The sequence below is a fragment of the Pseudoalteromonas sp. T1lg76 genome (genome assembly GCF_002964725.1).
Classification (GTDB): Bacteria; Pseudomonadota; Gammaproteobacteria; order Enterobacterales; family Alteromonadaceae; genus Pseudoalteromonas.
On the sequence record NZ_PQCE01000033.1, the window covers coordinates 43,091 to 68,663 of the forward strand.

At 49.2% G+C, this 25,573-nt stretch carries 16 protein-coding genes and 1 pseudogene; 15 read left to right on the plus strand and 2 right to left on the minus strand.

Features of this window, described 5'->3' with window-relative positions:
* Positions 1-80 precede the first annotated feature (80 nt).
* From C2M35_RS12200 to creD, 8 genes are all read left to right on the plus strand, one after another.
* A complete protein-coding gene (locus tag C2M35_RS12200; RefSeq protein WP_105265468.1) occupies positions 81-5,102 on the plus strand; it encodes a S8 family serine peptidase in 5,022 nt (1,673 codons plus the stop codon).
* A 249-nt stretch (positions 5,103-5,351) separates the two neighbouring features.
* A complete protein-coding gene (locus C2M35_RS12205) occupies positions 5,352-6,176 on the plus strand; it encodes a MipA/OmpV family protein (protein ID WP_158677978.1) in 825 nt (274 codons plus the stop codon).
* Positions 6,176-6,568, plus strand: a complete 393-nt coding sequence (locus tag C2M35_RS12210) for a DUF3019 domain-containing protein (protein WP_105201172.1) — start codon at positions 6,176-6,178, stop codon at positions 6,566-6,568. The genes C2M35_RS12205 and C2M35_RS12210 overlap by 1 nt, the downstream gene beginning before the upstream one ends.
* Complete coding sequence (locus C2M35_RS12215) at positions 6,568-7,284, plus strand: response regulator transcription factor (RefSeq protein WP_105201171.1); 717 nt, start codon at positions 6,568-6,570, stop codon at positions 7,282-7,284. Before C2M35_RS12210 ends, C2M35_RS12215 begins: the two co-directional genes overlap by 1 nt.
* A gap of 5 nt (positions 7,285-7,289) precedes the next feature.
* A complete protein-coding gene (locus C2M35_RS12220; protein ID WP_105265469.1) occupies positions 7,290-8,489 on the plus strand; it encodes an ATP-binding protein in 1,200 nt (399 codons plus the stop codon).
* Between the two features lie 106 nt (positions 8,490-8,595).
* Complete coding sequence (locus tag C2M35_RS12225) at positions 8,596-9,270, plus strand: response regulator (RefSeq protein WP_105258296.1); 675 nt, start codon at positions 8,596-8,598, stop codon at positions 9,268-9,270.
* On the plus strand, positions 9,257-10,735 hold the full coding sequence (creC, locus tag C2M35_RS12230; RefSeq protein ID WP_199774424.1) for a two-component system sensor histidine kinase CreC: 1,479 nt from the start codon (positions 9,257-9,259) through the stop codon (positions 10,733-10,735). The genes C2M35_RS12225 and creC overlap by 14 nt, the downstream gene beginning before the upstream one ends.
* Before the next feature lie 76 nt (positions 10,736-10,811).
* A complete protein-coding gene (gene creD / locus C2M35_RS12235) occupies positions 10,812-12,107 on the plus strand; it encodes a cell envelope integrity protein CreD (protein WP_105201168.1) in 1,296 nt (431 codons plus the stop codon).
* Between the two features lie 72 nt (positions 12,108-12,179).
* Here creD and C2M35_RS12240 read toward each other — a convergent pair whose 3' ends face one another.
* On the minus strand, positions 12,180-13,478 hold the full coding sequence (locus tag C2M35_RS12240) for a LysM peptidoglycan-binding domain-containing protein (protein WP_105265470.1): 1,299 nt from the start codon (positions 13,476-13,478) through the stop codon (positions 12,180-12,182).
* Positions 13,479-13,906: 428 nt separating this feature from the next.
* Between C2M35_RS12240 and C2M35_RS12245 the strand changes: the two genes are divergently transcribed.
* A complete protein-coding gene (locus C2M35_RS12245) occupies positions 13,907-14,209 on the plus strand; it encodes a DUF6482 family protein (RefSeq protein WP_105201166.1) in 303 nt (100 codons plus the stop codon).
* Positions 14,210-14,214: 5 nt separating this feature from the next.
* Here C2M35_RS12245 and C2M35_RS12250 read toward each other — a convergent pair whose 3' ends face one another.
* Entirely contained in the window at positions 14,215-15,117 is a 903-nt protein-coding gene (locus C2M35_RS12250; protein ID WP_105215157.1) for a retroviral-like aspartic protease family protein, read from the minus strand.
* Positions 15,118-15,281: 164 nt separating this feature from the next.
* On the opposite strand from C2M35_RS12250, the gene C2M35_RS12255 reads away from it, so the two are divergent.
* The 6 genes and pseudogenes from C2M35_RS12255 to C2M35_RS12280 all read left to right on the plus strand — a co-directional run bounded on the left by C2M35_RS12255 (position 15,282) and on the right by C2M35_RS12280 (position 25,041).
* Positions 15,282-16,052, plus strand: coding sequence for a DeoR/GlpR family DNA-binding transcription regulator (locus C2M35_RS12255; RefSeq protein ID WP_105201164.1), 771 nt, complete (start codon positions 15,282-15,284; stop codon positions 16,050-16,052).
* Between the two features lie 55 nt (positions 16,053-16,107).
* Entirely contained in the window at positions 16,108-17,928 is a 1,821-nt protein-coding gene (glmS, locus tag C2M35_RS12260; RefSeq protein WP_105201163.1) for a glutamine--fructose-6-phosphate transaminase (isomerizing), read from the plus strand.
* 226 nt (positions 17,929-18,154) lie between these two features.
* Positions 18,155-20,623, plus strand: a complete 2,469-nt coding sequence (locus C2M35_RS12265) for a cation-translocating P-type ATPase (protein ID WP_105265471.1) — start codon at positions 18,155-18,157, stop codon at positions 20,621-20,623.
* A gap of 622 nt (positions 20,624-21,245) precedes the next feature.
* Positions 21,246-22,364: a polysaccharide export protein gene (locus C2M35_RS12270; protein WP_105258295.1), complete on the plus strand. Its 1,119-nt coding sequence runs from the start codon at positions 21,246-21,248 to the stop codon at positions 22,362-22,364.
* A 4-nt stretch (positions 22,365-22,368) separates the two neighbouring features.
* Positions 22,369-22,808: pseudogene (locus C2M35_RS12275) on the plus strand (low molecular weight protein-tyrosine-phosphatase).
* Between the two features lie 16 nt (positions 22,809-22,824).
* Entirely contained in the window at positions 22,825-25,041 is a 2,217-nt protein-coding gene (locus C2M35_RS12280) for a polysaccharide biosynthesis tyrosine autokinase (RefSeq protein WP_234000062.1), read from the plus strand.
* Positions 25,042-25,573: the final 532 nt, after the last annotated feature.

Consider the following 25,573-nt stretch of genomic DNA (forward strand, 5'->3'; position numbering starts at 1 on the left):
ATTTGAATAAAACATAACCATCGGCGTGGGGAAGTTATTACAACTTCATTACAAAAAATAAACAACACCGAAGGTTAAGTATGTTTAACTTGAAAAAAGTCTCCTTTATGGTGGCTTCAGCCTTGTATATCGGCAGTTCAGCGGCCAGTGCCGTGAATGCTTCTGCCGAGCAATGGGTTGCACCATCATCAGACTACGCGCCAAAACCTATGATTGAAGAAATGCATTGGTCGGGCGACGTTGCTCAAACTGTAAAAAAACAGGGAAAGATCTTCCGCGCGGAAGAGGGTGTGCATGGTGAGCATACATATATTGTCGAGCTAGAGGATGCGCCACTGTCGGCGTACGATGGTCAAATTAAAGGTCTGGCTGAAACAAAATCAGTCGTAACCAGTGCTCGCACTCAACAAGGCCAGCCCCTGAACCTAAATACACAGGAACTTTCTAGTTATAACAAATACCTGAGCTCTCAGCGTCAAAACTTCATTACCCAAGCCAGCGCTTTGCAAGGCTTAAGCGTGAATGTTGAGCGCTCCTACTCGGTGGCAATTAATGCCTTCACCACCAGCATGACGCAAGACGAAGCGATGCGTTTGGCTAAAGTACCGGGCGTAAAACGCATTACCCGCTCAAAAGTGTATGAACTTTCAACCTTTAACACCATTGAACAAACTGGTGCGAAGCAACTATGGGCTAATGCTTTTGGTGGCGGCTCTAATAAAGGTGAAGGCATGGTTGTGGGTGTAATTGATACTGGTATCAATTCAGACCACCCATCTTTTGCTGAAGTGGGTGGTGATGGCTATGTTCACGGAAATCCACTAGGTGAAACATTCTTGGGTGACTGTGCGAGCGCTGCATTCTCAGACAAGTGTAATAACAAGCTAATTGGTATTTATTCTTACCCTGAAATCACCAATACCTACAGTGATCCTGTGTTTGCAGAGTCGCGCCCGGCCTATGGTGAAGACTATAACAGCCACGGTTCACACGTAGCGGGTACTGCAGCGGGTAACATTCTTTATGATGTACCATTCAAGCTAGCGGACGCTGCGGCGCAATCAACGGGTGTGGCAACGGATCTGGTCTTTGAAGAAGTATCGGGTATGGCACCACACGCTAACATCATCTCTTACCAGGTATGTTGGCCAGGCGGTTCAGGGGACCCCTATGCGGGCTGTCCAACAACCACTATTCTGGCGGCGATTGAGCAATCGATCATCGACAATGTTGATGTACTGAATGCGTCACTGGGTGGTCTTGAAGAAGATCCTTGGCTAGACCCAATTGAACAAGCATTCTTCAATGCTGCCAATGCCGGTGTATTCGTTGCCGTAGCTGCGGGTAACTCAGGCCCTGAATTAAGCACAGCCGACCACTCATCACCTTGGGTAACTACGGTTGCTGCTCATTCACCGTCTTCAATTGTTGACTTCGGTGCAAAGTCGTTGGCAAACATGTCCGGCGGTGACACTGCTGCGCCGGCCGCTATCAAGGGTTACTCTTCAACATTTGAAGAAGTGACAGGCCTTATTGTTAAGGCGGAAAACTTTGAGAACCCAGGTACAAACTCATTCAACATCGCGGATTGTGATATCCCATTCCCTGCTGGTACATTTGATTTAGCGGATGACCCGGCCACGGTAGATATCGATGAAAGCACACAAGACGTGATTGTTACCTGTCGTCGTAGCTCGCGTCCGCTGTACGAAAAAGCAAATAACGTTGCAGCGGGTGGTGCTGAAGGTGTCATCATTTACAACCGCTTTAGCTTCCAGGATAGCGCATCTATTCCAGTGCTTCCGCACCCATTACCGGCTATTCATATTACCAATGCCGATAGTACTGAGCTTCTCAATTGGCTGGACTCAGGCTCAGGTCATATGGGTACAGTCACCGGTGCTCAGAGTGAGATTGTGCCGGTAGACAAAGAGCGCGTAGCCTACTTCTCAGGCCGTGGCCCATCTTATTTTGGTATCGATACCATGCTGGTGGATATCGCAGCACCGGGTGTAGATATCTATGCGCCGAGCTCGGATGATCAGCCATTCACCAACAACCCACGCACCGCTGATTGGCAAACCATGTCGGGTACCTCAATGGCGAGTCCGCACGTTGCCGGTGCCGCTGCATTGCTACAACAATCTCACCCGGAGTGGTCTGTATCTCAGGTGCAATCGGCATTGATGCTAACTGCTGGTAACGATCTAACCAATGCTCGTTTCCTAAGCAACTATAAAGATGATGGCATCAAGTCGAGCTTACAAGACATGGGTGCGGGCCGTATGCGCGTTGAGTTGGCCGACAAAGCAGGCCTAACCCTGCATCAAGATATCGCCGATATGGCCGATGCCAACCCATCAACGGGTGGTCACGCAGAAGACCTGAACACAGCCTATGTTGTGGATAATACATGTCCAACAAGCTGTACATTCGTGCGTGAGTTCACTGCGACAGAAGACGCAAGTTGGACGGTACACACTGAAGAGTGGATTGGTGCCTTCGAATTAACTGCTGAGCCGGCACAATTTGATATTAAAGCCGGTGAAACGCAGCAAATCGTTATTACCGCCACCAGTAAGCCGCACTCAAGTGCAGCTAGCTACATAGATCTAAGTGGTAACCAAGGCCAAGTGACGCTGGTTTCCAACAACAGTGCTTCACCTGTACTTGAATTGCCAGTATGGACTTTCACTGGTGACCGCGGTCTTCCTGACTACGTTAAAGTTGAGGCACACCGTACTTCTGCTGCTATCGAAGTAGGTCCATTCAATACCGCAGAAGTAACAGACTTCACAGCACGTAGCTACGGCATGGTTAAAGGTGATGCGAAGACCCTCAAATTCTTCTCAGATCCAACCGCTGGCGACCCATTTGATCTTCATGAAGAAGAAGGTGAAATGGTTAACATTAACCACGTCGAGTGGACACAAGTGCCTGAAGGCAGCAAGATGTACAGCGCGAGCGTGGTTGGCGCTGGTATCACTGAGCGTATGATCCTCTTTACAGGTCAGGACGCCAATGGTGATGGTATGGCCAGCATGGACGAAGTGCTTTGTATGTCTACCAACTACAACATCAACAACTTCTGTAACATCGTTGAGCCGAATGCGGGTGATTATTTCACTGTGTTTATGAGCACAGCCTATGTTCCTTACGGTGAAGTAGATGAAGGCCGTGATGTGACCATAGCAACCGGTGTTGTAGGTCAGGATATGGGTGGCTTGGTTGTTAGTGCCGAGCAGCAAATTTCTGGCTACGAACAATACAATGTCAATCTTGCGTACAACCTACCAGAAATGGAAATCGGTGATATCTACTTTGGTGGTTTCGACCTTGGTTCAAACCCTGAAGATGCAGGTAACCTAGGTTATGTACCAGTACTTGTCACGCAAATTGATGATGACGTTACCTTCACTGCAGACAAGCACAAGGCGAGCCCAGGCGATGTTGTTAACTTCACCGTTGATGTGATTGCTAACAATGAAACGCAGGCGCGCAACTTTGCGTTGACCACTGAATTCCCTGAAGGCATTCAGATCATTGCCGACAGTATTGTTTCTACGGCTTCTACACCTGTGACACCTGAAGTAACAGATAACATGTTGTCATTGGTTGGTGTACAGGACACAACTAAAGACGTTGTCCGTAACTACATCATTACAACTAATATTACGGATCAGAGCTGTTCACTGTTAGCGGGTAACTCACCGTACCCGGATTATCTGAACTTGCGTGACCTAGGTTGGCGCACGCTTGAAGGTGTAGAAGGTAATTACAGAAACGAATATAAGTACTCATTTAAAGAATTGATGCAAACCGATATGGATGTGAAGTTCCCATTCTTTAACAAGTATCACTTCGACTCAATCAAGCTAAACCCAGCAGGTCTGGTAACCTTTGGTGATACGGGCCGTACAACGCCGTTCCACGTTGAATTCCCACGTGCAGCGAGCATGCCGCCTCCGCCACCTTACATCATCGCGCCTTTCTGGGTAGGTGATAACACTATTCCTGAGCGCATTGACGCAAGCTCTCGTGTTGAAGGCGATCCTAATGCGGGTATCACGCCAACCTTTACTTACTCACGTGAGTGGTTAGTACTGGAGTGGGATAACGTTGAGCGTACTTACACCGACGGTCAAAGTGTCGACTTTGAAATGTTTATGCGTATGGGCATCAACTATGAGCCGGGTGAGTACGAGCTGATGTTTGCCTACGACAACGTTAATCTGGTTGATAATCAGGGCTCTATCGGCTTTAAAGCTGCCGATGGTCGCATCTTAGTCAATGGTGACATCCCAATGGATGTAAATATTGGTGATGGTTTCGCTTATGACAACATCAACGACCTTGTACATGACGGCTTAGTAGTTTGTATGGACTACACAGGTCCAGAAATCTCTAAGTTCAGCGTGAGCTTTGATGCCTATGTTTCCGAAAAAGCAGCTAATCAGGTACATACATTGTACGTGAACAATGGTCTTGAAGGTTCAGACACCGAGCGCTTGAGCGTAGATCTAGAGGTAATGGGTAACATCACCTTGGTAGACTTAAAAGACCTTTCTGTTGCTGAGAACGAGTCTGTCAGCTTCGATGTTATCTACGCAGATAAAAACGGTGTGAGTAATGAAATCCTGGTAACCGGTGACAACGTAGCCGCCCAAGTGAGTGGCCATGACTCTGGTTCAGCCGTGACCTTAACACCGACTGCTAACTTCCACGGTGAAACCGAAATTACCGTGACGGTTAAAGACAGTGTTAACGGCACCGATATGGCCTCGCAAACCTTTATGCTAATGGTGGTTTCCGATGGCGAAGAGCTAGGTTGTACCGACCCTACAGCAACTAACTTTGATGTGTTAGCCAATACTGATGACGGTAGCTGTACATATCCAGAGCCAGTTGAAGTGTTAGGTTGTACTGACCCAGCCGCAACTAACTACGATGCATCGGCTGACACTGATGATGGTAGCTGTACATATCCAGTACAAGTAACGCCTGAAGAGCCAGTGAAAGCAAAATCATCAGGTGGTTCTATGGCCTGGATGTTATTGCTATTCATGCCGTTAGCACTGCTTCGTAGAGCTCGTAACGGTTAACTTTCATAGACCCTAGTAAGTAAAAGCCAATTGGAAACAATTGGCTTTTTTTCTTACCCACCAGCACATTTTTTTCTTATTAATAGAGTTTCTAAATTGTTACAAAAGTGTACATTAATTGCGTTGACTGACACCCCCCCTCGGGCGATGCTGCTACCTCAATTAAAGCGGTGTTTTTCATTAATGAGAGTCGGTAGCAAGGTGAATAAGGCGGGGCTATTTCTGATAATTGCGCTATTGAGTGGCGCTGTGAGTGCGAGTGAAGAAACTATCTACACCGCTCAATCAGGATGGCAGTTTGGTCTTAGCGCCGGTTATGGTGAGATCGAGAACCCGATTCATGATGCCGATGATATTCCCTTGTATGTGATCCCTAAAGTCGAAGTGTTTTATGGCGACTTTGCCTTTAGCAATTTTGAACTATCTTGGACACCCCTGAGTAACGACAACCACCAGCTGTCCTTCATCAGTAAAATGAATCGTGATGGTTTGTATTTTATTGATAGCCTGGCAGCGAGCTCGGTTGTTGCTTCTTTGACGTCCACCGTGAGGCCAGGGGCGCCGCGCCCGCCCAGCACCCAGCAAGAGCCACAACAACCCAAAGTATCGAAAAGAGTGGGGGATATCACCAAAATACCCGATCGGGAGTTATCCTTTTTGGCTGGCGCCCAGTACCTCTTTGATTGGCAGCAATGGCGTCTTAGTGCGAGCTATTTTACTGAAGTGACCAATTATCACCATGGTCAAGAAGGCGCGCTGGTGCTTTCTCGTTATCAGCGGTGGCACAAGCATTTACTCGTTGCCGCGGCTGAGCTTCAATACCAGAGTAATGAAATAACCAAATACTATTATGGCAGTCACCGCCAGGAAATTGCCGCTGGTTTTTCGTTGTATCAGCCACAGCATGCGTTCAATAAAGGCCTGCAGCTAACCTACCAATATCAAATTAACGAAGATTGGCGATTTATTTCCGATCTTAAATGGCAGGTGCTAGACAGTGAAATTGCCGACAGTCCGCTAGTATCGAAGCAACATTTGCTTTCTTACTACGCCGGGGTGGCTTGGAGTTTCTGATGAGTCAACGTGTGGCGATGCAGCTTTTCATAACCCTGGTCACCTTGCTGATGCACAGCGGCAACGCCAGCGCGCTTGAAAAGCACTATATCAAGGCGAAGCCGGGAACCTGCGTGACCACTCAAACCAGTTGCCAGATAAACCTATTATTAAGTTGGCAAGGAGAGCCTACCACGACCTATTGCTTGCAGGTGGAAGCCGGTGAGCCAAAACTAATTTGCGACGTCCCCAATCGTGCTCAGCACTATAAATTGTCATTGGAAGCAGCGTCCGATGTGATGATTTACCTAGTGCGTAAGCAAGATAAGCAGCGAGTTGCACAGGTGATGATCGACGTGCAACGTCACTTTCTAAATCAAAAGCGTCGCAAGGTAGCTTGGAGTATTTTTTAATGAGTGAACAACAAAAATCTATTCTTTATGTCGAAGACGACCTGAAATTGGCCGAGCTTATCTCTACCTTCCTAATATCTCATGGTTTTTCTGTGACCCATATTAGCTCACCGCATATAGCGGCATTTGAAATGGTGAAGCGGCGCTATGATCTAGTGTTACTCGATATCGGCTTACCGGAAAGCGACGGCTTCAAGGTTTTTGAAGAGCTGCAGCGCCAGTATTCGGTGCCGGTTATTTTTCTCACCGCACGGCAAAGTCATGTGGATCATATTCATGCCCTGGAACTGGGTGCCGAGGACTACCTGACTAAGCCTATTTCACCTTCTATTTTACTGGCGCGTATTAACCACTGCCTGCGTCGCAATGAACTGAAATACTGTGCTAAGAATGCCGCCCAGTCGCAGACACTGACCATAGGTAATCTGGTGATCAATCGTTATCAACGTCAGGCGAGTTTAAATGGCGACCGCCTCGAGCTCACCACCGGCGAATTCGATTTATTGGAGAAGTTGGCCTTTAATGTCGGTCAGGTGGTGAGTCGGGAGCATTTATTCGAGGCCGCCATTGGCCGCCAATACGATGGTCAGAATCGCACCATAGATGGACGTGTGAGCCGATTACGTAAAAAATTAGGGGATGCCGATGAGCACCCCAGTCGTATTATCACGGTATGGGGTAAGGGTTATATTCTTTCTCCGGATGCGTGGAAGTGAGTTAAGTGCTCAAGGTTTATGGCTACCTTTTTTCAACCCTGGTGCTGTGCTTAGGCATAAGCGCCTGGCTGATTAACAGCCATCTCGGCGACACCGCCATTGCCAGTGACGCCGAGCTTGCCCTGGCTCGGGGCATGCTGCAAGCGCCTAACCCACAGGCCAGTCACCTTATCAGCGCAATCACCCTCACCGATATTCACTTTGATCCCCATATAGACGAGCAACTGCGCAGCGGTGCCGTGGTGCCTATGCTGGATCAAGACAATCAGTTGCTATTTTATTACCTGGACGGCAGCCGGCAGCGCATCTTAGTGCTTGGCCCCTTGCCGCGGGCGCAGAGGGAACAGCAACAAGCGCTGATCAGCCTGCTGTTTTATACCAGTGTCGCGGTGGCTGTGCTGCTGGTGTGTTGGCCCTTGTTTCGCGATCTCACCCGGCTGCGTCAGGCCAGCAATAAGATTTCCGTCGGTAATTTTGCCGCTCAGGCCAGGCTTGGGCGTTTAAGTGCGATTAAACGCATCGGCGATGCCTTTGATGAAATGGCCGAAGAGTTACAAAACCAAAGCGACTACCAGCGTCAGCTGATCAATGCGGTATCTCATGATTTCTTCACGCCCATTAGTCGCGCTAAATTTGCCCTGGAAATGGCCGCCCACCAGCCCAGTGGTGCAGTTGACTGCAATAGCGTGTTGCAAGATATCACCGAGCTGGAAATGCTGGTGGAGGAGTTCCTCACCTATGCCGAACTGAATCAATGCAAGCCAGTGATCCGTCCGGTCGTCCATGATGCCAGGGAGCTGTTGGAGCAGGGCTGTGATAAATTTCGTATCTATAGCGATTTGAACATACATATAGATTGTCACTGTGATGTGATTGAGGTGGATAGGCGCAGTTTCCTGCGTATTCTCACCAATTTAATGAGCAACGCCGTACGTTTTGCCCACACCCAAATTCATATCAGTTTGCGTGCTCACTCGCATGGTATTGAGTTGAGCGTGGCCGATGATGGCCCAGGCTTTAATGAGCAACTCAGTGGCAAGCTGTTGCAGGCATTTGTTAAAAACCATCAGGTTGCCCAGCGCGAGCAAACCGGCGTGGGTCTGGGCTTATCTATCGTTAGCAAGTTGTGCCTGTGGCACGACGCCGATCTGCAACTGGAGCAAAGTACGGCATTAAATGGAGCCTGTGTGCGAATAGTGTTTTAGGCCTGTTTATCTTTTCACTTATTACCACCGCTGCTTTCTTGATTAACGGTGAACGTCCTGTAACTATATGTGGGGAAAATAAAAAATAGACCCAATGGACACCTGCATGACGAACCAACAGATAGTGGTGATTGAAGATGAGCCGGCCATAGCCGATACCTTGGTGCATGTAATAGAACAAGCGGGGTTGAGGGTCAGCTGGTGTGCTACTGCCGCGCAGGGGTTGGCCGTTATACAAGATGAGCAGGTGGCTTTGGTGTTGCTCGATGTGGGTCTGCCCGATGGTAATGGCTTTGAACTGTGTAAACAGATACGCAGCTTCTCTACTGTGCCCATTATCTTTTTAACCGCCCGCAGTGATGAAATCGACAGGGTGGTGGGTCTGGAAATCGGCGCCGATGACTATGTTACCAAGCCCTTTAGTCCCCGCGAGGTGCTGGCCCGCATTAAGTTACGTATGGTCAGGAGCGACACTCCAGAACCCGCAGCGGCGCAGGTAAGTACAGATCTGCATGCCCGCCAGTATGACTTTTATGTCGGCGCGCAGGCGCTGCAATTAACAGCGCTGGAGTATAAACTGCTACACAAACTCCATAGTCATCCGCGACAGGTATTTAGCCGTGAGCAACTTATGTGTGCCGCGGATATGGCCAACGCATCTCATTATGCCCGCAATATCGACTCCCATATCAAGGCCATTCGACACAAGTTGAAGAGCCATGACCTGGCTGAGGTGATCCACACCAAGCGCGGTTTCGGGTACTTTTATGAGCCAAAGTAACGATCGCTCCTGGGTCGATAAATTGTTTCAATGGCCGCGCATTCCTCTCGGTCTGCGGCTTTTTCTCTTGTATGTTGTAGTGGTGGCCTTGACTACCTATGTGGTCAGCTCGACCGTGATGCGGGAGATTAAACCCACGGTTCGCCAGGTGAGTGAAGAAACTCTGGTGGATATGGCCAACCTGCTGGCAACCTTGGCGGCTCCCCACCTGCAGCAGGGCACCTTATCGAACAGTGAATTTGCCGAGCTTCTAAGCCATTTTGGTCAACGTGACCCGAACGCGGCGATCTGGGGCGTGGATAAAAGCAGTATTAACCACAGAATTTATATAACCGATGCTAACGGTATCGTCCTGGTTGATTCCTGGCAGCGGGATGTTGGCGCTGACTTTTCCCGATGGAACGATGTTTACCTGACGCTGCGTGGCGAGTATGGGGCGCGCTCAAGCATACAAGAGGGCGAGGATCCGACCTCTACCGTCATGCATGTGGCGGCGCCCATTCGCGGGGATGGTGAGATCATTGGCAGTGTCACCGTGGCCAAGGCCAATCGCTCGGTGCAACCCTTTATCGATAAAGCTAAATATCGGGTGCTGACCTGGCTGGTGGTGATGAGTGTGGTGGCCTTGTTGCTCGGTGCCTTGATCGCCTGGCGTATCAATACGGCGCTGGATAAGCTGGCAAACTATGCGGCCAAACTGGGTCGTGGCGAAAAGGCCAGGCAACCGGTATTTCGCATCTTCTATGAATACGGGCAGCTGAGTGAGGCGCTGGCGGCCATGCGTGCCAAACTGGATGGTAAAAACTATGTGGAACAATATGTGCAAACCCTGACACATGAGCTGAAAAGCCCACTGAGTGCCATAAAAGGAGCCAGCGAGCTGTTACAAACGCCGCTGACGGAGCAAAAGCAGCGACTCTTTGCTAGTAATATTGAGAAAGAAAGTGAGCGCATGCAGCAGCTGATCGACAACCTCCTGGCTCTGGCCCGGCTTGAAAAGCAGCCGCAATTACAGAGCAAGAGGGCGATTGAATTGGCGCCTTTAATTAACCGAGTATGTGAATCCATGCTGGCCACCATCACCCAGAAACGGGTGCAGATGCAGGTTAATTGTGACCCTGGGCAAAGTCTGCTTGGTGATGCCTTCTTGGTGCAACAGGCGCTCTACAATTTACTGGAAAATGCCCTCGATTTTGTTGTTGTTGGCGGTGAGGTGAGTGTGTCTGTGCAGACGGAGCCAGATCGCACCCTGATACAGGTTTTTAATCAGGGCCCGGCTATCCCCGATTATGCTCTTAGCAAGGTGTGTGAGCGCTTTTATTCGTTGCCGCGCGATAATGGCCACAAGAGTTCTGGCCTGGGCCTGACCTTTGTTGAGCAGATAATGCAATTGCACCAAGGTAAGTTACTTATTACCAATGAGTCCGACGGGGTGCGCGTGACCTTGATCTTTACAACTCCATAAAATCTCCACATTAGCCGCACCTAAACTCCAACCTTGTTGAATAAGCTAGGTTTATTCATCACATGGAGTTTAATAAATGAGACAAAAATTAGGTAACAAATTACTCATTATCGCCGGCCTTGTACTGCTTATCTTGGTGCCAATTATGATGATCAAGGGGCTGATAATGGAGCGCTCCGAGCGCCATCAGGAAGTGCAGCAGGAAATCGCCCGTAGCAGCAGTGGCGAGCAAGGCATAATAGGACCGTTTCTGTATTTAGAATATATGGAAACCAAGCATAACGAGCAGGGGCAAAGCTATTCCGTGCTACACAAGCAGGTATTCTTGCCGAGCGAGTTAAAATGGCAGGCGCAGCTAAGCACCTATGAGAAGTTTCGCGGCATCTATAAAGCCAACCTTTATCGCTCGCAAAACGATATTTCCGCCACCTTTAACACGCGCAAACTCAAGGACTATGCCGACAAGAATATTACCAAGCTGAATCTGGTGATGGTGGTGCAGGATATTCGCGGCATTGGCGTTGGCAGCGCTGTGCAAATGGCCGGTGAGTCACTGGTGTTTCAGCCCGGCAGTCAGATTAAACAACTGGCCGATGGCGTGCATGCGGCTGTGGATTTACAGACTCTGCTGGCACGGGACAAGGTGGCGGTGCAGATCAATCTTAACCTGCAAGGCATGAAGCGTTTTGCTATTGCCCCCGTGGGTGAAGAAACTCATGTCACCATGACAGCGGACTGGCCTCACCCGAGCTTTGTTGGTGACTACTTACCAACCTCTTCCAGCATAGATAGTGAACAATTTACCGCAAAATGGCAGACCAACTTCTTCGCTACCAATATGCAGGAGCTGTTTGGCAACTGCGTGCGCAGCAAGGGCGATTGCAGTAACTTAAGGGAGCGCAGCCTGGGCGTAAACCTGGTGGATGGGGTCGATCATTACCTGAAAAGCCATCGCGCCACTAACTATGCACTCTTGGTTTTGGTGCTGGTGTTTTCAAGTTTCTTTTTACTGGAGATCCTGCGCAAAGATGCGATTCATCCGGTGCAATACGGTTTTGTCGGCCTGGCCATAGCCGTGTTTTATTTGCTGCTGGTATCGCTCAGCGAACATTTTGGCTTTAATCTGGCTTACCTGGTATCGGCCTTGGCCTCGAGTTTGCTGTTAAGCATTTATGTGGCGGGTATGCTGCACAGTTCGCGCCAGGGAGCGGTATTCTTCGGCGCTATTGCGCTGCTGTATGGGGTTTTGTTTAGCCTGCTGGCGGCGGAGGATTATGCCTTGTTGATGGGGGCGACCCTGGTATTTGCGGTGCTTAGTTTGATCATGATGCTGACCCGCAAGTTTAACTGGTATGGCAATAATGAAGATTAGCGTGATGTCGTGACCATTATGTAGTTTAGAAAATAATAAGGCCGCTTTTTAGCGGCCTTATTTATATGGGGATTAGCTGCGTGATAAAAACAGCGTTAGGGTTTCGCCAATACGCAGGGTGTCTTTAGAGAGATTATTCCACTGCTTGAGCTTGGCCACGCTCACCTGATAACGACGGGCTATTTTCCACAGGCTATCGCCGGAGGCCACCTTGTATTCAATTTGCTCATCCGCCAGTACCGGCAAAATCAGCTTGTCACCTATACGGATGCGATCCGACTTCAGGTTATTAAAGGTTTTTAATTGCTGCACCGTGAGCGAATAACGTTTGGCGATAACGCTCAGGCTATCGCCTTTTGCTATGGTGTAATTTTGCCACTGGCTGTAATCGCCGTTTTGCTGGTCGGTGATCAGCGTCTGCCATTGCTGCTTGTCCTCTACCGGCACAACTATGTGTGGGGCGTCTATGATGGCCGGAAAGCGGATCACGCCATGGTTAAGTTGCTCCAGATTGCCCCATTTCGTTTTATCGGCCAGCACCACGGCACCTGACAGTGGCAAGGTGGTAATGCTTGGCTGGTTGGCTATCAGCGGAAACTCCATTTTCTGATGCTTCAGCAGTTGCACCGCCGCCAGCAATTTAGGCACATAGTGGCGAGTTTGCTTGGGCAATTTCAGGGCGAAAAAGTCGGTGCTTTTACCGGCTTTTTTATTGCTTTCAATGGCCTTTAACACACGGCCTTCGCCGACGTTATAGGCGGCTATGGTGTGATACCAGTCGCCGTCAAAGCGCTTATGCAGATACTCGATAAAGTCCAATGCCGCCTGAGTACTGTCGATCACATCCTGACGACCGTCATACCAGGGACTGATTTTCACGCCAAAATATTTGGCCAAAGATGGGGTGAGCTGCCACAGACCCGAGGCATGCTTATGAGAATAAGCACTGGCATCAAAGTCGCTTTCGATCAGCGGCATCAGTGCCAGCTCAATGGGCAGTTCGCGTTTTTCCACCTCGGTAACTATGTGGTACAGATAGGGCTCGGCGCGGCGGCTGATCTCTTCCATATAGTTAGGGTGCGATAAATACCAGTCGATGCGTTGCTGCACCGCGGGATGCTTTGAGTCGGCAAAGCTCAGTTGCATGCGAATACGTTGCCACACATCCTCAACCTGCTGTGGTGTCAGTGTGCTTGCTGTTTTGGTTTGCTGCTCGCTCTGCTTGGCGCTAGCATTATCGGTTGTGCTTGTGCCGGCACTGTTCTGGTTATCCGCAGCAGTCACATCCTGCTGCGTCTGGTTATCGTTTGACGGCGTGGTTTGACAGCCAGCCAACACCAGAAAAAAAGAAATAAGTAAAATTCGATACATAAAAATTCAGTGTTATTAAGATAAAAAATTATATGTGCGCTACTTGGGTAGTAAGAGCGAAAGGGTGTGAGCTTAATCTGTTAACCTGAACACAAAGTGAGCTAAAACTGAGCGCTGGCTTAAGTGACTGAGCCACACCTAAATATTATTTTTGTTCTGTGAGTCAGCAGACCCTCAAAATAGACCACCCATTTTCCAGGTGGTTCCCTCTGTATTTGAACATAGCACAAAGGCGGGTTGAGAGCGCACATTTACTGCGTCTCTGAGCACCCAGTAAGCACCCCGACAGATATCGCCAAAAGGCCGCGCTATAAGCCTCAGAGGTGCTTTTTTGATTATAAGCGAGCAGGCATAAAAACAGATGCTTTTAACTCCTTTTATTCCTCTGCTACCTTTAAAGTAGGTGAGCACATTTTAGGAGCCACACCATGCAAGCCAATCTACTAAAAGCGGCCATCGCGGATAGTCACTATCGCGCTATTATCCTCAGTTATGCTGACGCCAATCACTATCTGGCAGGGGTGATAGATACCCTGGGTAACTACCATATTTTGGCTGATCATCATGAGGTTACCAAGTCTTTTAATTCGCTGCGTGAAGCAGAGCGGGCGTTATCGGCGCTCGGTGCCACCCAGGCGTTGTTAAAAATGCAGTCAGCTTATGAAGAGCTGGGGCCGCAAGATGACCTGGATGATCACACCTGTGATATGGAGTTACGAAGTTTGAGCTGAGGTGCTTATTGCTCCTCGGGCAGGCCGATATGGGCGTGGCCAAATTTGTAATCTATGGTGACGACAAAGTGTTTGAGAATATCGTAACCGAGGATCCCTTCGACCTTCGCGGATTTAATGCGGGTACCAGTCGTTGAGAATTGCTCCTCCAGGTTTGCGCTTTGTCCTTCACCCGGTACGCTTACAAGTACATTTTCCAGCGTATATGGGCCAAATTTAAATTCATCGATACGCAAAGAGTTGGTGGTGGCCAAGGTATTGACCCCCATGCTAATCCCGGTGCTGAGCTCTTTATTGTCTAACCAGCCGAGACTATCGGCTACAGAGCGTTTGATGGTTAAGCCGCCGTTACTGCCGGTATCGAGTAACAACCAAGCGCTGCGCTCTTCGCCCAAAGCGACCTTCACTATGGGTCTTCCAGTGCCACGCTGCGCGCGCATTTCGATGTTTTCCAGTTCACCTAGATCCAGGCTGTCTCGCGTTATTAAACGCATACGACTATTCGGATAGTCTATTTGCACTATGAATTTATCGAAGAAGCCAGCACCGAGCAGAATGCCATTTGTGTGAAAACCCAATTGAGCTGCAACTAAGCCGTCTATTTGGGTATCGAACCCGAACAGGCTTAATTCGACTTGGTTATATGTTTTTTTGTCTTCAGTGCCGTAAACACCTTTGACCCTGATCCTGCCCGCGGCGGTTAAATCGAGCTTATTTTTTAAGATAAATGAGCTATTGATGGCATGTATTTGTGCGCCGGTGTCGAGTATGGCGTGAGTTTCAATGCCTTCAACGGTAACAGGAATGGTGATATGGCCATTACTTTGGCTAAAACTGGTCCATTTAGAAATAGCCGCTAGTGAAGGGAAGTTACATAAAATCAGAGTGATATAAATTAGTGTACGCATAGCTTTTCGTCCTTGTGCGCTATAAAAAGCAGCTTTGAGAATACAGAAATGTTACATCTATGTAAAATCAATCCTTAGTGATGTGCTGGGAATAACAGGTTGAGCTTTGCTTAAAGTTTCGACTATAATGCGCATCTTTCGAATCGAAACTTATTTATTGCTAAATGACCAAACGTAACACTCAACAGCGCCGCCACACCATACTTAACCAGGTTAATGAGCTGGGTGAAGTGTCGGTTGAAGCCTTGGCGGAGCAGTTACATACCTCAGAAGTTACGATTCGAAAGGACTTGGCCTCGTTAGAGCAAAGCGGTCTGCTATTGCGCCGTTATGGTGGCGCCATTGCGCTGCCGAAAGAGATAGTCGCCGGCAGCGAGTCGCAAGACTCGGCGCGCAAGCGCGCCATTGCTAAGGCGGCGGCGCAGCTGATTAAAGATCACCACCGCATCATTATCGACAGCGGCCGCACCACGGCGGCGATGATCCCCGAGCTGGCTTCTAAACGCGGCCTGGTGGTGATGACCAATGCCATCAATGTGGCCAGCCGGCTACTGGCGTTGGAGAATGAGCCCACCCTGCTGATGACGGGTGGCACCTGGGACCCGCATTCCGAGTCCTTCCAGGGCCAGGTTGCCGAGCAGGTACTGCGCTCTTACGATTTCGATACCCTGTTTATAGGCGCCGATGGTATCGATGTTTCCCGTGGAACCACCACCTTTAACGAGCTTATCGGTTTAAGCCAGGTGATGGCTGAGGCCGCTCGCGACGTGGTGGTGCTGGTGGAGTCGGAAAAAATCGGTCGCCGTATCCCGAATTTAGAACTGCCTTGGCAACAGGTCAGCACGCTTATCACCGACAGCAACCTGGCGCCCGAGTTGCGCCGGGAAATAAGCGCCCATGGCGTGCAGCTGATCTGTGCCGAGGTAAACGAATAAGCCCGACCGACAACATAGGGCAAAAAGACAACACATACGTGCAAATGGAGAATTTATGTGTGGAATAGTTGGTGCCGTTGCAGAGCGCCCAGTAAACAAGATTTTAGTTGAAGGCCTAAAGCGCCTTGAATACCGTGGCTATGACTCGGCCGGTGTGGCCTTGCTACAGGGCAATACTCTAAACAGCGTTAAAGCCGTGGGCAAGGTTGCCATGCTTGAGAGCGCCTTAAACGATGCCGGTGTATCCGGCACTACCGGTATCGCTCATACCCGTTGGGCCACCCACGGTGGTGTAACCGAAGCCAATGCGCACCCGCATTTGTCGAACAATGAACTGGCTTTGGTACACAACGGCATCATTGAAAACCACTCTAGCCTGCGCGAAGCGTTGAAGGGAGATGGTTATACTTTCCTATCGGAAACCGATACCGAGGTCATGGTGCACCTGATCCACCAGCTACGCCAGCAACACGACACCCTGTTAAGCGCGGTACAGGCCGCGGTTAAGCAGCTTGAAGGCGCCTACGGTACCGTGGTATTCGACAAGGCCAACGACAACGAAATCATCGTTGCCCGCTCTGGCAGCCCGCTGGTAATTGGTCTGGGTCTGGGCGAGAACTTTATCGCCTCCGATCAGCTGGCGCTATTACCCGTTACTCGTAGCTTTATATTCCTGGAAGAAGGTGATGTGGCGCGTATTACCCGTGACAGCGTCGAGATTTTCGACCTGAACGGCGAGCCGGTGGAGCGTGAGGTGGTGGAATCAAACATCACTCAGGACGCCTCGGGTAAGGGCGAATATCGCCACTATATGCTTAAAGAAATTTACGAGCAGCCGATGGCGGTGCGCAACACCCTGGAAGGCCGTTTACAAGATGACCGCGTAGCCGTGGATGCCTTTGGCGACAGTGCCACGCAGATCTTTAAAGACGTGCAGCACGTACAGATCATCGCCTGTGGTACCTCTTACCACTCGGGCATGGTGGCCCGTTACTGGCTGGAGCAGTTTGCCGGCGTCAGCTGTAATGTCGAGATTGCTTCCGAGTTCCGTTATCGTGAGTCGTTTGTGCACCCGAACAGCCTGCTGGTAACCATTTCTCAATCCGGTGAAACTGCCGATACCCTGGCCGCCTTGCGCCTGGCCAAAGAGCAGGGCTATATGGGCTCTATGACTATCTGTAACGTGCCTGGCTCGTCATTGGTGCGTGAATCTGACTTGGCCTTTATGACCAAGGCCGGCGCCGAGATCGGCGTGGCTTCAACCAAGGCCTTCACCACACAACTTGTTGGCTTATTGATGCTAACCGCGTCGATTGCTCAGGAAAAAGGCCTAAACCAGGCGGAAATCGTTAACGCCATTAAGACTCTGCCAAACAAGTTGGAAGAAGCACTCTTGCTTGCCGACGACATCGAAGCCCTGGCGGAAGAATTCGCCGACAAGCATCACTCGTTGTTCCTCGGTCGTGGCTCTCAGTACCCCATCGCCATGGAAGGGGCGCTGAAACTCAAAGAGATCTCTTACATTCACGCCGAAGCCTATGCGGCGGGTGAGTTGAAGCACGGTCCACTGGCGTTAATCGATGCGGATATGCCGATCATCGTTGTGGCGCCAAACAACGAGTTGTTGGAGAAGCTGAAATCGAACGTGGAAGAAGTGCGCGCTCGTGGCGGCATCATCTATGTGTTCGCGGATAAGGACTCACATTTTGAGTCTGACGACACCATGCGCGTGATTAACGTCAATCATGTTGAAAATGTGATTGCTCCTGTGGTCTACACCATCCCATTACAGCTGCTGTCTTACTACGTCGCCGTAATCAAGGGCACGGACGTCGACCAGCCTCGTAACCTGGCCAAGTCGGTTACCGTAGAGTAATCACAGGTTGGTAGATAATAAAAAGGCGCGGAAGCGCCTTTTTTAATGCAATTGACTCATCCTGAATCCGGTTGGCACTTTTCCTACGTAAATTTGCTTTCAAACCCTGCTTCTAAGCAATCCCTTCGCAATAGCGCAGCATCCAACCGGGCTTGTGTTTCCCTATCGCCCCCTTATAAAGCGGCCTATATTTAGTGGGTTATGAACCTGATCCAAGAGCGCCGCTATGCAACGCACAATTCCTCCCGAGAGACTGGATGACTTGAAAAAAGCCGACTCTGGGCTCGATGATGCGGAAATAATGCAACGACGCATGCGCTATGGCGATAACCGTATTGCCGAGCAGGTCAGCGGTGGCCTTTGGGCTTTGATTATCGACACCATTAAAGATCCTATGTTGTGGTTTTTACTGATCACCAGCGGACTGTTTGCTGTCACCGGCGAATTGACCGAAGCCGGCATTTTGTTGCTGGCACTGATACCCTTTCTTGGCATGGATGCTTACCTGCATCGGCGCACTCAAGCCTCAACCCAAAGCCTGGGGCGTCGTCTGGCTTCCCAGGCACGGGTTGTGCGTCACGCTAAAGAGCTCACCATTGCGTCCGTGGAACTGGTGCCCGGTGACCTGGTGCTTTTAGACCCCGGCGACTCGCTGCCGGCGGACGGAGTATTCGTTGGCGTGCAGCAGCTTCAGGTCGATGAGTCAACCTTGACCGGGGAAGCCTTTCCGGTACACAAGCTGGCACTGCAAGAGCCGGATAAGCTAAAGGCGACCGAGCGGGTTGCGGCGACGCATTGGGGATATGCCGGTACCCGTGTACTGACCGGCTCGGGCCGTATGCTGGTAACCCATACCGGGAAAGGCACCTTGTACGGTGAAATTATTCAGTCGGTGCTCCACGGCGGTCATCAGCGCACACCCTTGCAACTGGCCGTGGCCGAGCTGGTTAAGGTGCTGCTTATTATTGCCAGTGTTATTTGTGTGCTCTTGGCCGGAACCCGCCTTTACCAGGGGCATGGCCTCATCGATGCGCTGCTGAGCGGGCTGACCCTGGCTGTGGCGGCGTTGCCGGAAGAGTTTCCCGTGGTGCTCACCTTCTTTCTTGGGGTGGGAGTCTATCGGCTGGCGCGTCGTCAGGCCTTGGTGAGGCGTGCCGTTGTGGTAGAGAACATAGGCCGGGTTTCTTGTATCTGTACGGATAAAACGGGCACCTTAACCGAGGGGCGCCTGCAGCTCGCGCATCACTACGCGGTCGGCGACATCGACGATACACGGCTGCTGCAGATTGCTGCCTATGCATCCCGAGCGGACAGCGGCGACCCTATTGATCAGGCTATCCTCGCATCAGGTGCTCCACTGGAGCATGCTGTATTACATACCTTTCCTTTTACCGAAGCTCGTAAGCGCGAGACGGCGGTGATTAGGGAAGAAACAACAAAGCTCATCGCGGTCAAAGGCGCACCGGAAACCATATTGGCCCTGTGCGATCTTGGTGAGAGTGATATAGAGCGGTGGCAACAGCAGGTCGAAAAGCTGGCGGGAACAGGGCACAAGGTGATCGCCTGCGCCTGGCAAGAGTTGGATGACCAGGCCCGCTGCGATCAGGAGCCCGAGCAGGGTTTTACGTTGGCTGGGTTGCTGGCGTTTGAAGACCCACTGCGCGACGGTGTAAAAGAAGCCGTGGAGATCTGTCAGCAAGCGGGAATTCGGGTCATTATGGTGACAGGGGATCATCCTGCTACGGCGACCGCCATTGCCAGCGAAATAGGCCTGCATCAGGGGAAGCCCAGGGTGATAGAAGGGGAAGCATTGGCAAGCAGTCTAACCAACCAGGATAGCCGAGTGTTGGATGGTGTTGATGTTATCGCACGCGCCGTGCCCGCGCAAAAACTGGCGTTGGTGCACGCCCTTAAGCAAGGTGGCGATATAGTGGCGGTTACGGGAGACGGGGTAAATGACGTGCCGGCCATTCAGTCGGCGGATATCGGCATTGCCATGGGCGAGCGCGGTACCCGCAGTGCCCATGAGGCCGCGGCGATTATTTTACTCGACGATAACTTTCGCAGCATAGTGCAGGCGATCGCCGAGGGGCGCCAGCTCTTTAACAATCTACGCCTGAGTTTTGAATACCTGCTGCTGGTCCACATTCCCTTGGTTTTAACCGCCGCGGTCATCCCTTTTCTCGGATATCCCGTTCTTTATCTGCCGATACATATCGTCTGGCTGGAGATGATCATTCATCCCACGGCCTTGCTGGTGTTTCAAAACAGTGCCGACACCTCGCACCTTGCCCCCGCTCAAGCCAATGGGCCGGCCCGGTTTTTCTCACGGCGACACTGGGGTGTCATTGTTTTCAGCGGGGTTGTTTTTACCTTGTTGATCACCTTTGCCTATATCCGCAGCCTGGGGGCGATGCAAGACGTGGAGCATGCCAGAGCCATGGCCCTGGTTGCGCTGACCAGCGTCAGTGCCGGTATTACTATTGCACTGAGTAGGCTGCGCACCCTGGCGTCCCGGGTCTTGGTGGTCTTAACCATGCTTGTCAGTGTTTTGCTGATTCAGGTCCCGGCTTTGGCCGACTTGCTACACCTGTCACCCCTGCATTTAGACGACTGGCTGCTAGCCATGGCCAGCGGATTTATCGCCGCAGCGATCCCCTTTATGCTGACAAGTCGGTCGAGAACAGCAGCCTGATAAGTAAACAAGAATAATTAGACTGCTCTTTATAGCTGGGGTCTTGGTCTTTGTTACAGTGTAGCTCTGCTACCGAGCTAAAAGAAAGAACCCAATATTTAGAGTGGATGTCCATCTGAATGTGCCTAAAATTCAAACATTTCGGTTGGAAAAGTAACCCTACTTTTTTCCTAAACTAGGCTAGTATCGCGGAGTTTTCTTCTGCTAGAATGTGGCGCGATAAATGCGGGAAGGGATTCATGTGTTGAGCAGGCATTTATTGGCTCTAGATTTCACGTTTCCCTACCCAATTATCCAACAACGAATGAAAGCTTCTGTATCAAATTAGGTTGGGCCTCTTTCTTTTCGTTATTTGTTTGCTTAGCGGTATCCAAAAGGCACTCAATTTTCTGCAGTAACATACCTATGTTCTGTATCTAATTTTGCTGGTGCAGAGAATACACCTTAATTTACCGCCGACAATTTAGTTGCTAATAATGGTTTTGTTTGTAGTAAGTTGCTTCTTTTTTGACAGCAAAAACAATCACTCAACCCAAATCAGCACGCAACTCCAAGTACATATAAATTATTCCAGACTCTTCTGGCTTTTGTTGAGTTGCTAAATAAGGATGTAAACATAAGGATGGTGTTGATGAAAAACTCACTTGTAGCGGCCATTGTTCTTTTCGGCTGTGGTTGTACGCTAATTCCTGGCAGTTATATGGAAGGTGCGGCTACGAGGCAAGAAAGTAACCAGTTAGAGCAAGATCTGGATAAGGTTAATATCCAGGTTATTGATTCAAAAGTTATCGCCAGTCAATCTCGTGATCTTCTGCCAAAAAAACCATCCAGCCTAGCGGGTGTTGATACCTCTAATTACGAGTATCGCCTAGGTGTGGGAGACGTGCTTTCTATTGGTGTCTGGGATCATCCCGAATTAACCATTCCTGCTGTGGTGCAGCGTACAGCTGAATTTGATGGTTTCCGTGTACAAGCGGATGGCACCATTACCTACGCGTATGCACCAAAAATTCCAGTAAAAAATAAAACAATTCTTGAAGTTCACGACGAACTGGTAAAACGTTTAAGTCATATTATTGAACAGCCACAGGTCGACGTAAAAGTTGTTGGATTTCGCAGTCAGCGCGCTTATGTGACGGGCGAGGTTAATAAGCCAGGTGTATTCCCTATTACTGAAGTACCGTTAACGCTTATTGATGCCATTAACAACGCTGGCGGCCTAACCGCTCGTGCCGATTGGAAAACAGTTACTTTCACCAGGGGCGGCGAAGCAGAAGTGATTGCCCTAGATGATTTTTATGCCCATGGTGATATCTCGCAAAACCGTTTACTTAAACATGGCGACATTGTCCACATTTCTCGTAATGACGAGCGTAAAGCCTATGTGTTAGGGGACGTAAAGCAGCCCGGTTCGATCACCATTGACCGTTACGGCTTAAGCTTGGCAGAGGCCATCAGTGAGGCCCGCGGTCTGAATGAAGAGACGGCGAATGCAAATGGTGTCTTTGTGTTGCGAGCGCGTAACGATAACAGCGATATTATCGCCGATGTCTATCAACTCAATGCTCAAAATGCACTGGCTTATGTTCTTGCTGAACAGTTTGAGTTACAGCCTAAAGATATTGTCTACGTAACTACGGCTCCGGTTGCTCGTTGGAATCGTCTGATTCGCCAGCTTGTGCCAACCATTTCTGTAATTAACCAATATTCAGAAGTCGAAGTACGAAATAACGTTTTTTAAGCCTATGTTTGATTCAGTTTTAATGGTGTGTGCTGGCAATATATGCCGCTCACCCAAAGCAGAGATTTGCTAAAGCGTAAGGTAGCGGCAGCAAATAAAGCCATCCATATATCTTCAGCAGGCCTTACGGCAATGAAGGGGCATGATGCCGATCATACGGCGCAAAGCGTAGCCGCAGAGCAAGGGGTTGATATGACCCCGCATAAGGGCCGGCAAATTTGCGGTGAACTGGTCGCCAGCCATAGTGTGATTTTAGTGATGGAAGAGTCTCATTTGAGAGATCTGCACCAGCGTTACCCTCACGCTCGCGGAAAGGCTTTTTTGCTTGGTAAATGGATGAATAACCAACCTATTCCAGACCCATATAAGCAAAGCCGTGAGGCCTTTGAACATGTATATCAACTAATTGATCAAGCAACAAATGCTTGGCTTAAGTATCTGTAGAAGTATGAACAACTCAATGAGTAATCTAAAAAACCAGCGTATAGGCCAAGATAGACAACAAGAGCAGGAGATTGACCTGCTCGCACTCTTTGCAATCCTACTCGATCGCAAGTACTTCATTATTCTCATTACCGCTATTTTCACTGTGATCGGTGTGGCCACAGCCGTATTCTCTAAGCCCATTTACAAGGCGACAGCTCTAATACAAGTCGAACAGAGTAAGCCTAGTGTGCCCGGTTTGGAAGATATGGCCGGCATGTTTGAAGGCACAAGTGGCGCAATTACCGAGATTGAGCTGCTTAAATCACGCACTGTAATTGGCGAAGCCGTCGACAGCCTAAATCTTAATCTTGTTGCCAAACCTAAGCTGATGCCGCTGATAGGAGACAAGTTTTTTCGTGGTTTTAACCCCCAAAGCGACACCGACCTAGCCGAGCCTTTTATGGGTTTTGACCAATATGCCTGGGGTGGTGAATCAATAGATGTTTTCCGCTTCGATGTGCCTAAAGGCTTTTTGGGCCAAGCGTTTGAACTTGTCACCACTGACAATGGCTATGAGTTGTACAATCCGGCAGGCGAAAAGATATTGGTTGGTCAGGTAGGGCAAGATATAACACAAGGCTACTATAAGCTTAGTGTACGTAAGCTAACAGCTCGCCCCGGCAGTACTTTTATCTTGGTTAAAAATGATCGCTACCGTGCCATTTTAGGGCTACAAAGCCAGATTAGAGCCGTCGAAAAAGCCAAAGACTCGGGCATTATTGAATTGAGCTTTGAACACAGCTCTCCAGCCTATGCCGAAAAAGTATTGAATAAAATCAGTAGCATCTATGTACGTAATAATGTCGATCGCAACTCGGCGGAAGCCGCGAAATCGCTGCAGTTTTTAGAGGTACAGTTACCCGAAATCAAAAAGCAACTTGAGCGTGCGGAAAGAAAATACAACGAACATCAACGTAGATATCAGTCGATTGATATTTCTCTTGAGACCCAAGGTCTTCTCGATCAAGTGGTTGAATTGGAAACCAAGTTGCAAGAGCTGGAGCTTAAGCGCGTTGATATTTCGCGTAAATTTAAAAAGACCCATCCAACTTATCAAGGAGTTTTGGGGCAAATTGAGGCGGTTTCTGAGCAGCGTGACCAGTTGGTTGCGAAAGTGAGCGATCTGCCGCAAACCCAGCAGGAACTATTGCGATTGCGTCGTGATGTTGAAGTCAGCAACGAAATTTACATGCTGCTCCTGGGTAAAACCCAAGAGTTGGATATTATTCGCGCGGGTACAGTCGGTAATGTGCGTGTTGTAGATCAGGCGGCAGTTGATACAACCAAGCCAGTTAAACCGAAAAAAGCCTTGATGGTCGTGCTGGCAACCTTCCTTGGCGGCCTTATTGCCCTAGTGATTGTATTTATTCAAAAGGTTATAAACCGTGGCGTAGAAGATGCCGGAGAAATTGAAGCTTTAGGTATTCCTGTTTATGCTTCTGTGCCCTACTCGGATCTTCAGAATAATCTAAATAAAGAGAGCAAGCCTCGCGGTAAAAAAGAGGCGGAAGCTGGTAATTTACTCGCCTTATACAATCCTGCAGATCTGACGATTGAAAGTCTTCGTAGCCTACGTACAAGTTTGCACTTCGCCATGATGGAAGCAAAAAATAAGGTGTTGGCTATTTCGAGCCCGAGTCCCGGTGCTGGAAAATCATTTATCTCGGGTAACCTGGCTGTAGTGTTGGCACAAAGTGGTAAAAAGGTACTGGTTGTTGATGCCGATATGCGTAAGGGCTTTATGCATAAACACTTTAATGTGGCGCCAGAAAATGGTTTATCGGATCTACTCAGTGGCCGTATTGAGCTTAATAAAGCAATTCAGGCGACCGAGGTGGAAGGCCTGCATTTTATTGCGCGGGGTATGGTGCCACCAAACCCCTCTGAGCTATTAATGCATAAGAATTTTGATGATTTCGTTGCTCAGGTAAATGAGCAGTACGACTTCGTTATCATAGACACTCCGCCTATCTTAGCGGTAACGGATCCCGCTATCGTTAGCGCCCATGCAGGAACTACCTTGTTGGTAACCCGATTTGGTTTAAACCAGGTGCGTGAAATTGAGTTAACCGTCAATCGTTTTGCACAAAACGGCATAGATGTAAAAGGCGTGGTATTTAACGGTGTGGTTAAAAAAGCCGGCAGCGCCTATGGCTATTATAACTATGCCTATCAATCAGAATCAGCCTAATACTGGTGAGCTGAAATCTGCGCGTGCTGGCTTATATACAGCTTACGGCCACGCACGCCAGATGTATGATGCTAATCCGCGACCTAATGAAATAGCAGTAAATTTATCGGTAAACCTAATAAAATTGGTGGTGTTTTAAAATTAAATTACGCAGAGCGATAAATTTATTTTTCCTTTTCTGCTGCCTGAACAAACTGAATAAGTGACCTTGAAAAGGAAAAAATAAAACAGATAAATAACAATGCGTTAATTTTTTAGGTCGAGGGCGCTTGAAAGCTCATTAGGGGCTTCTGAACTCAAAAAGATCTGAAAAGATAGTAAGTAACTTCCGATAAATCAAAAAATTTTTTTATATTCCTTGTTTTTCTCACCCTTAAGAATGAATTTTTACTTGCAATCCCTTTAAATTGACTAAAATGTTTAGACCACATTTTTAACCAGAACGGTTATGTGGAGTACCGCAGTAGCAAGGTATTGAAGATCCCATAGTAGTTTTATGGCTCACAGTTATTAATCAAAAACTATGGTTTAA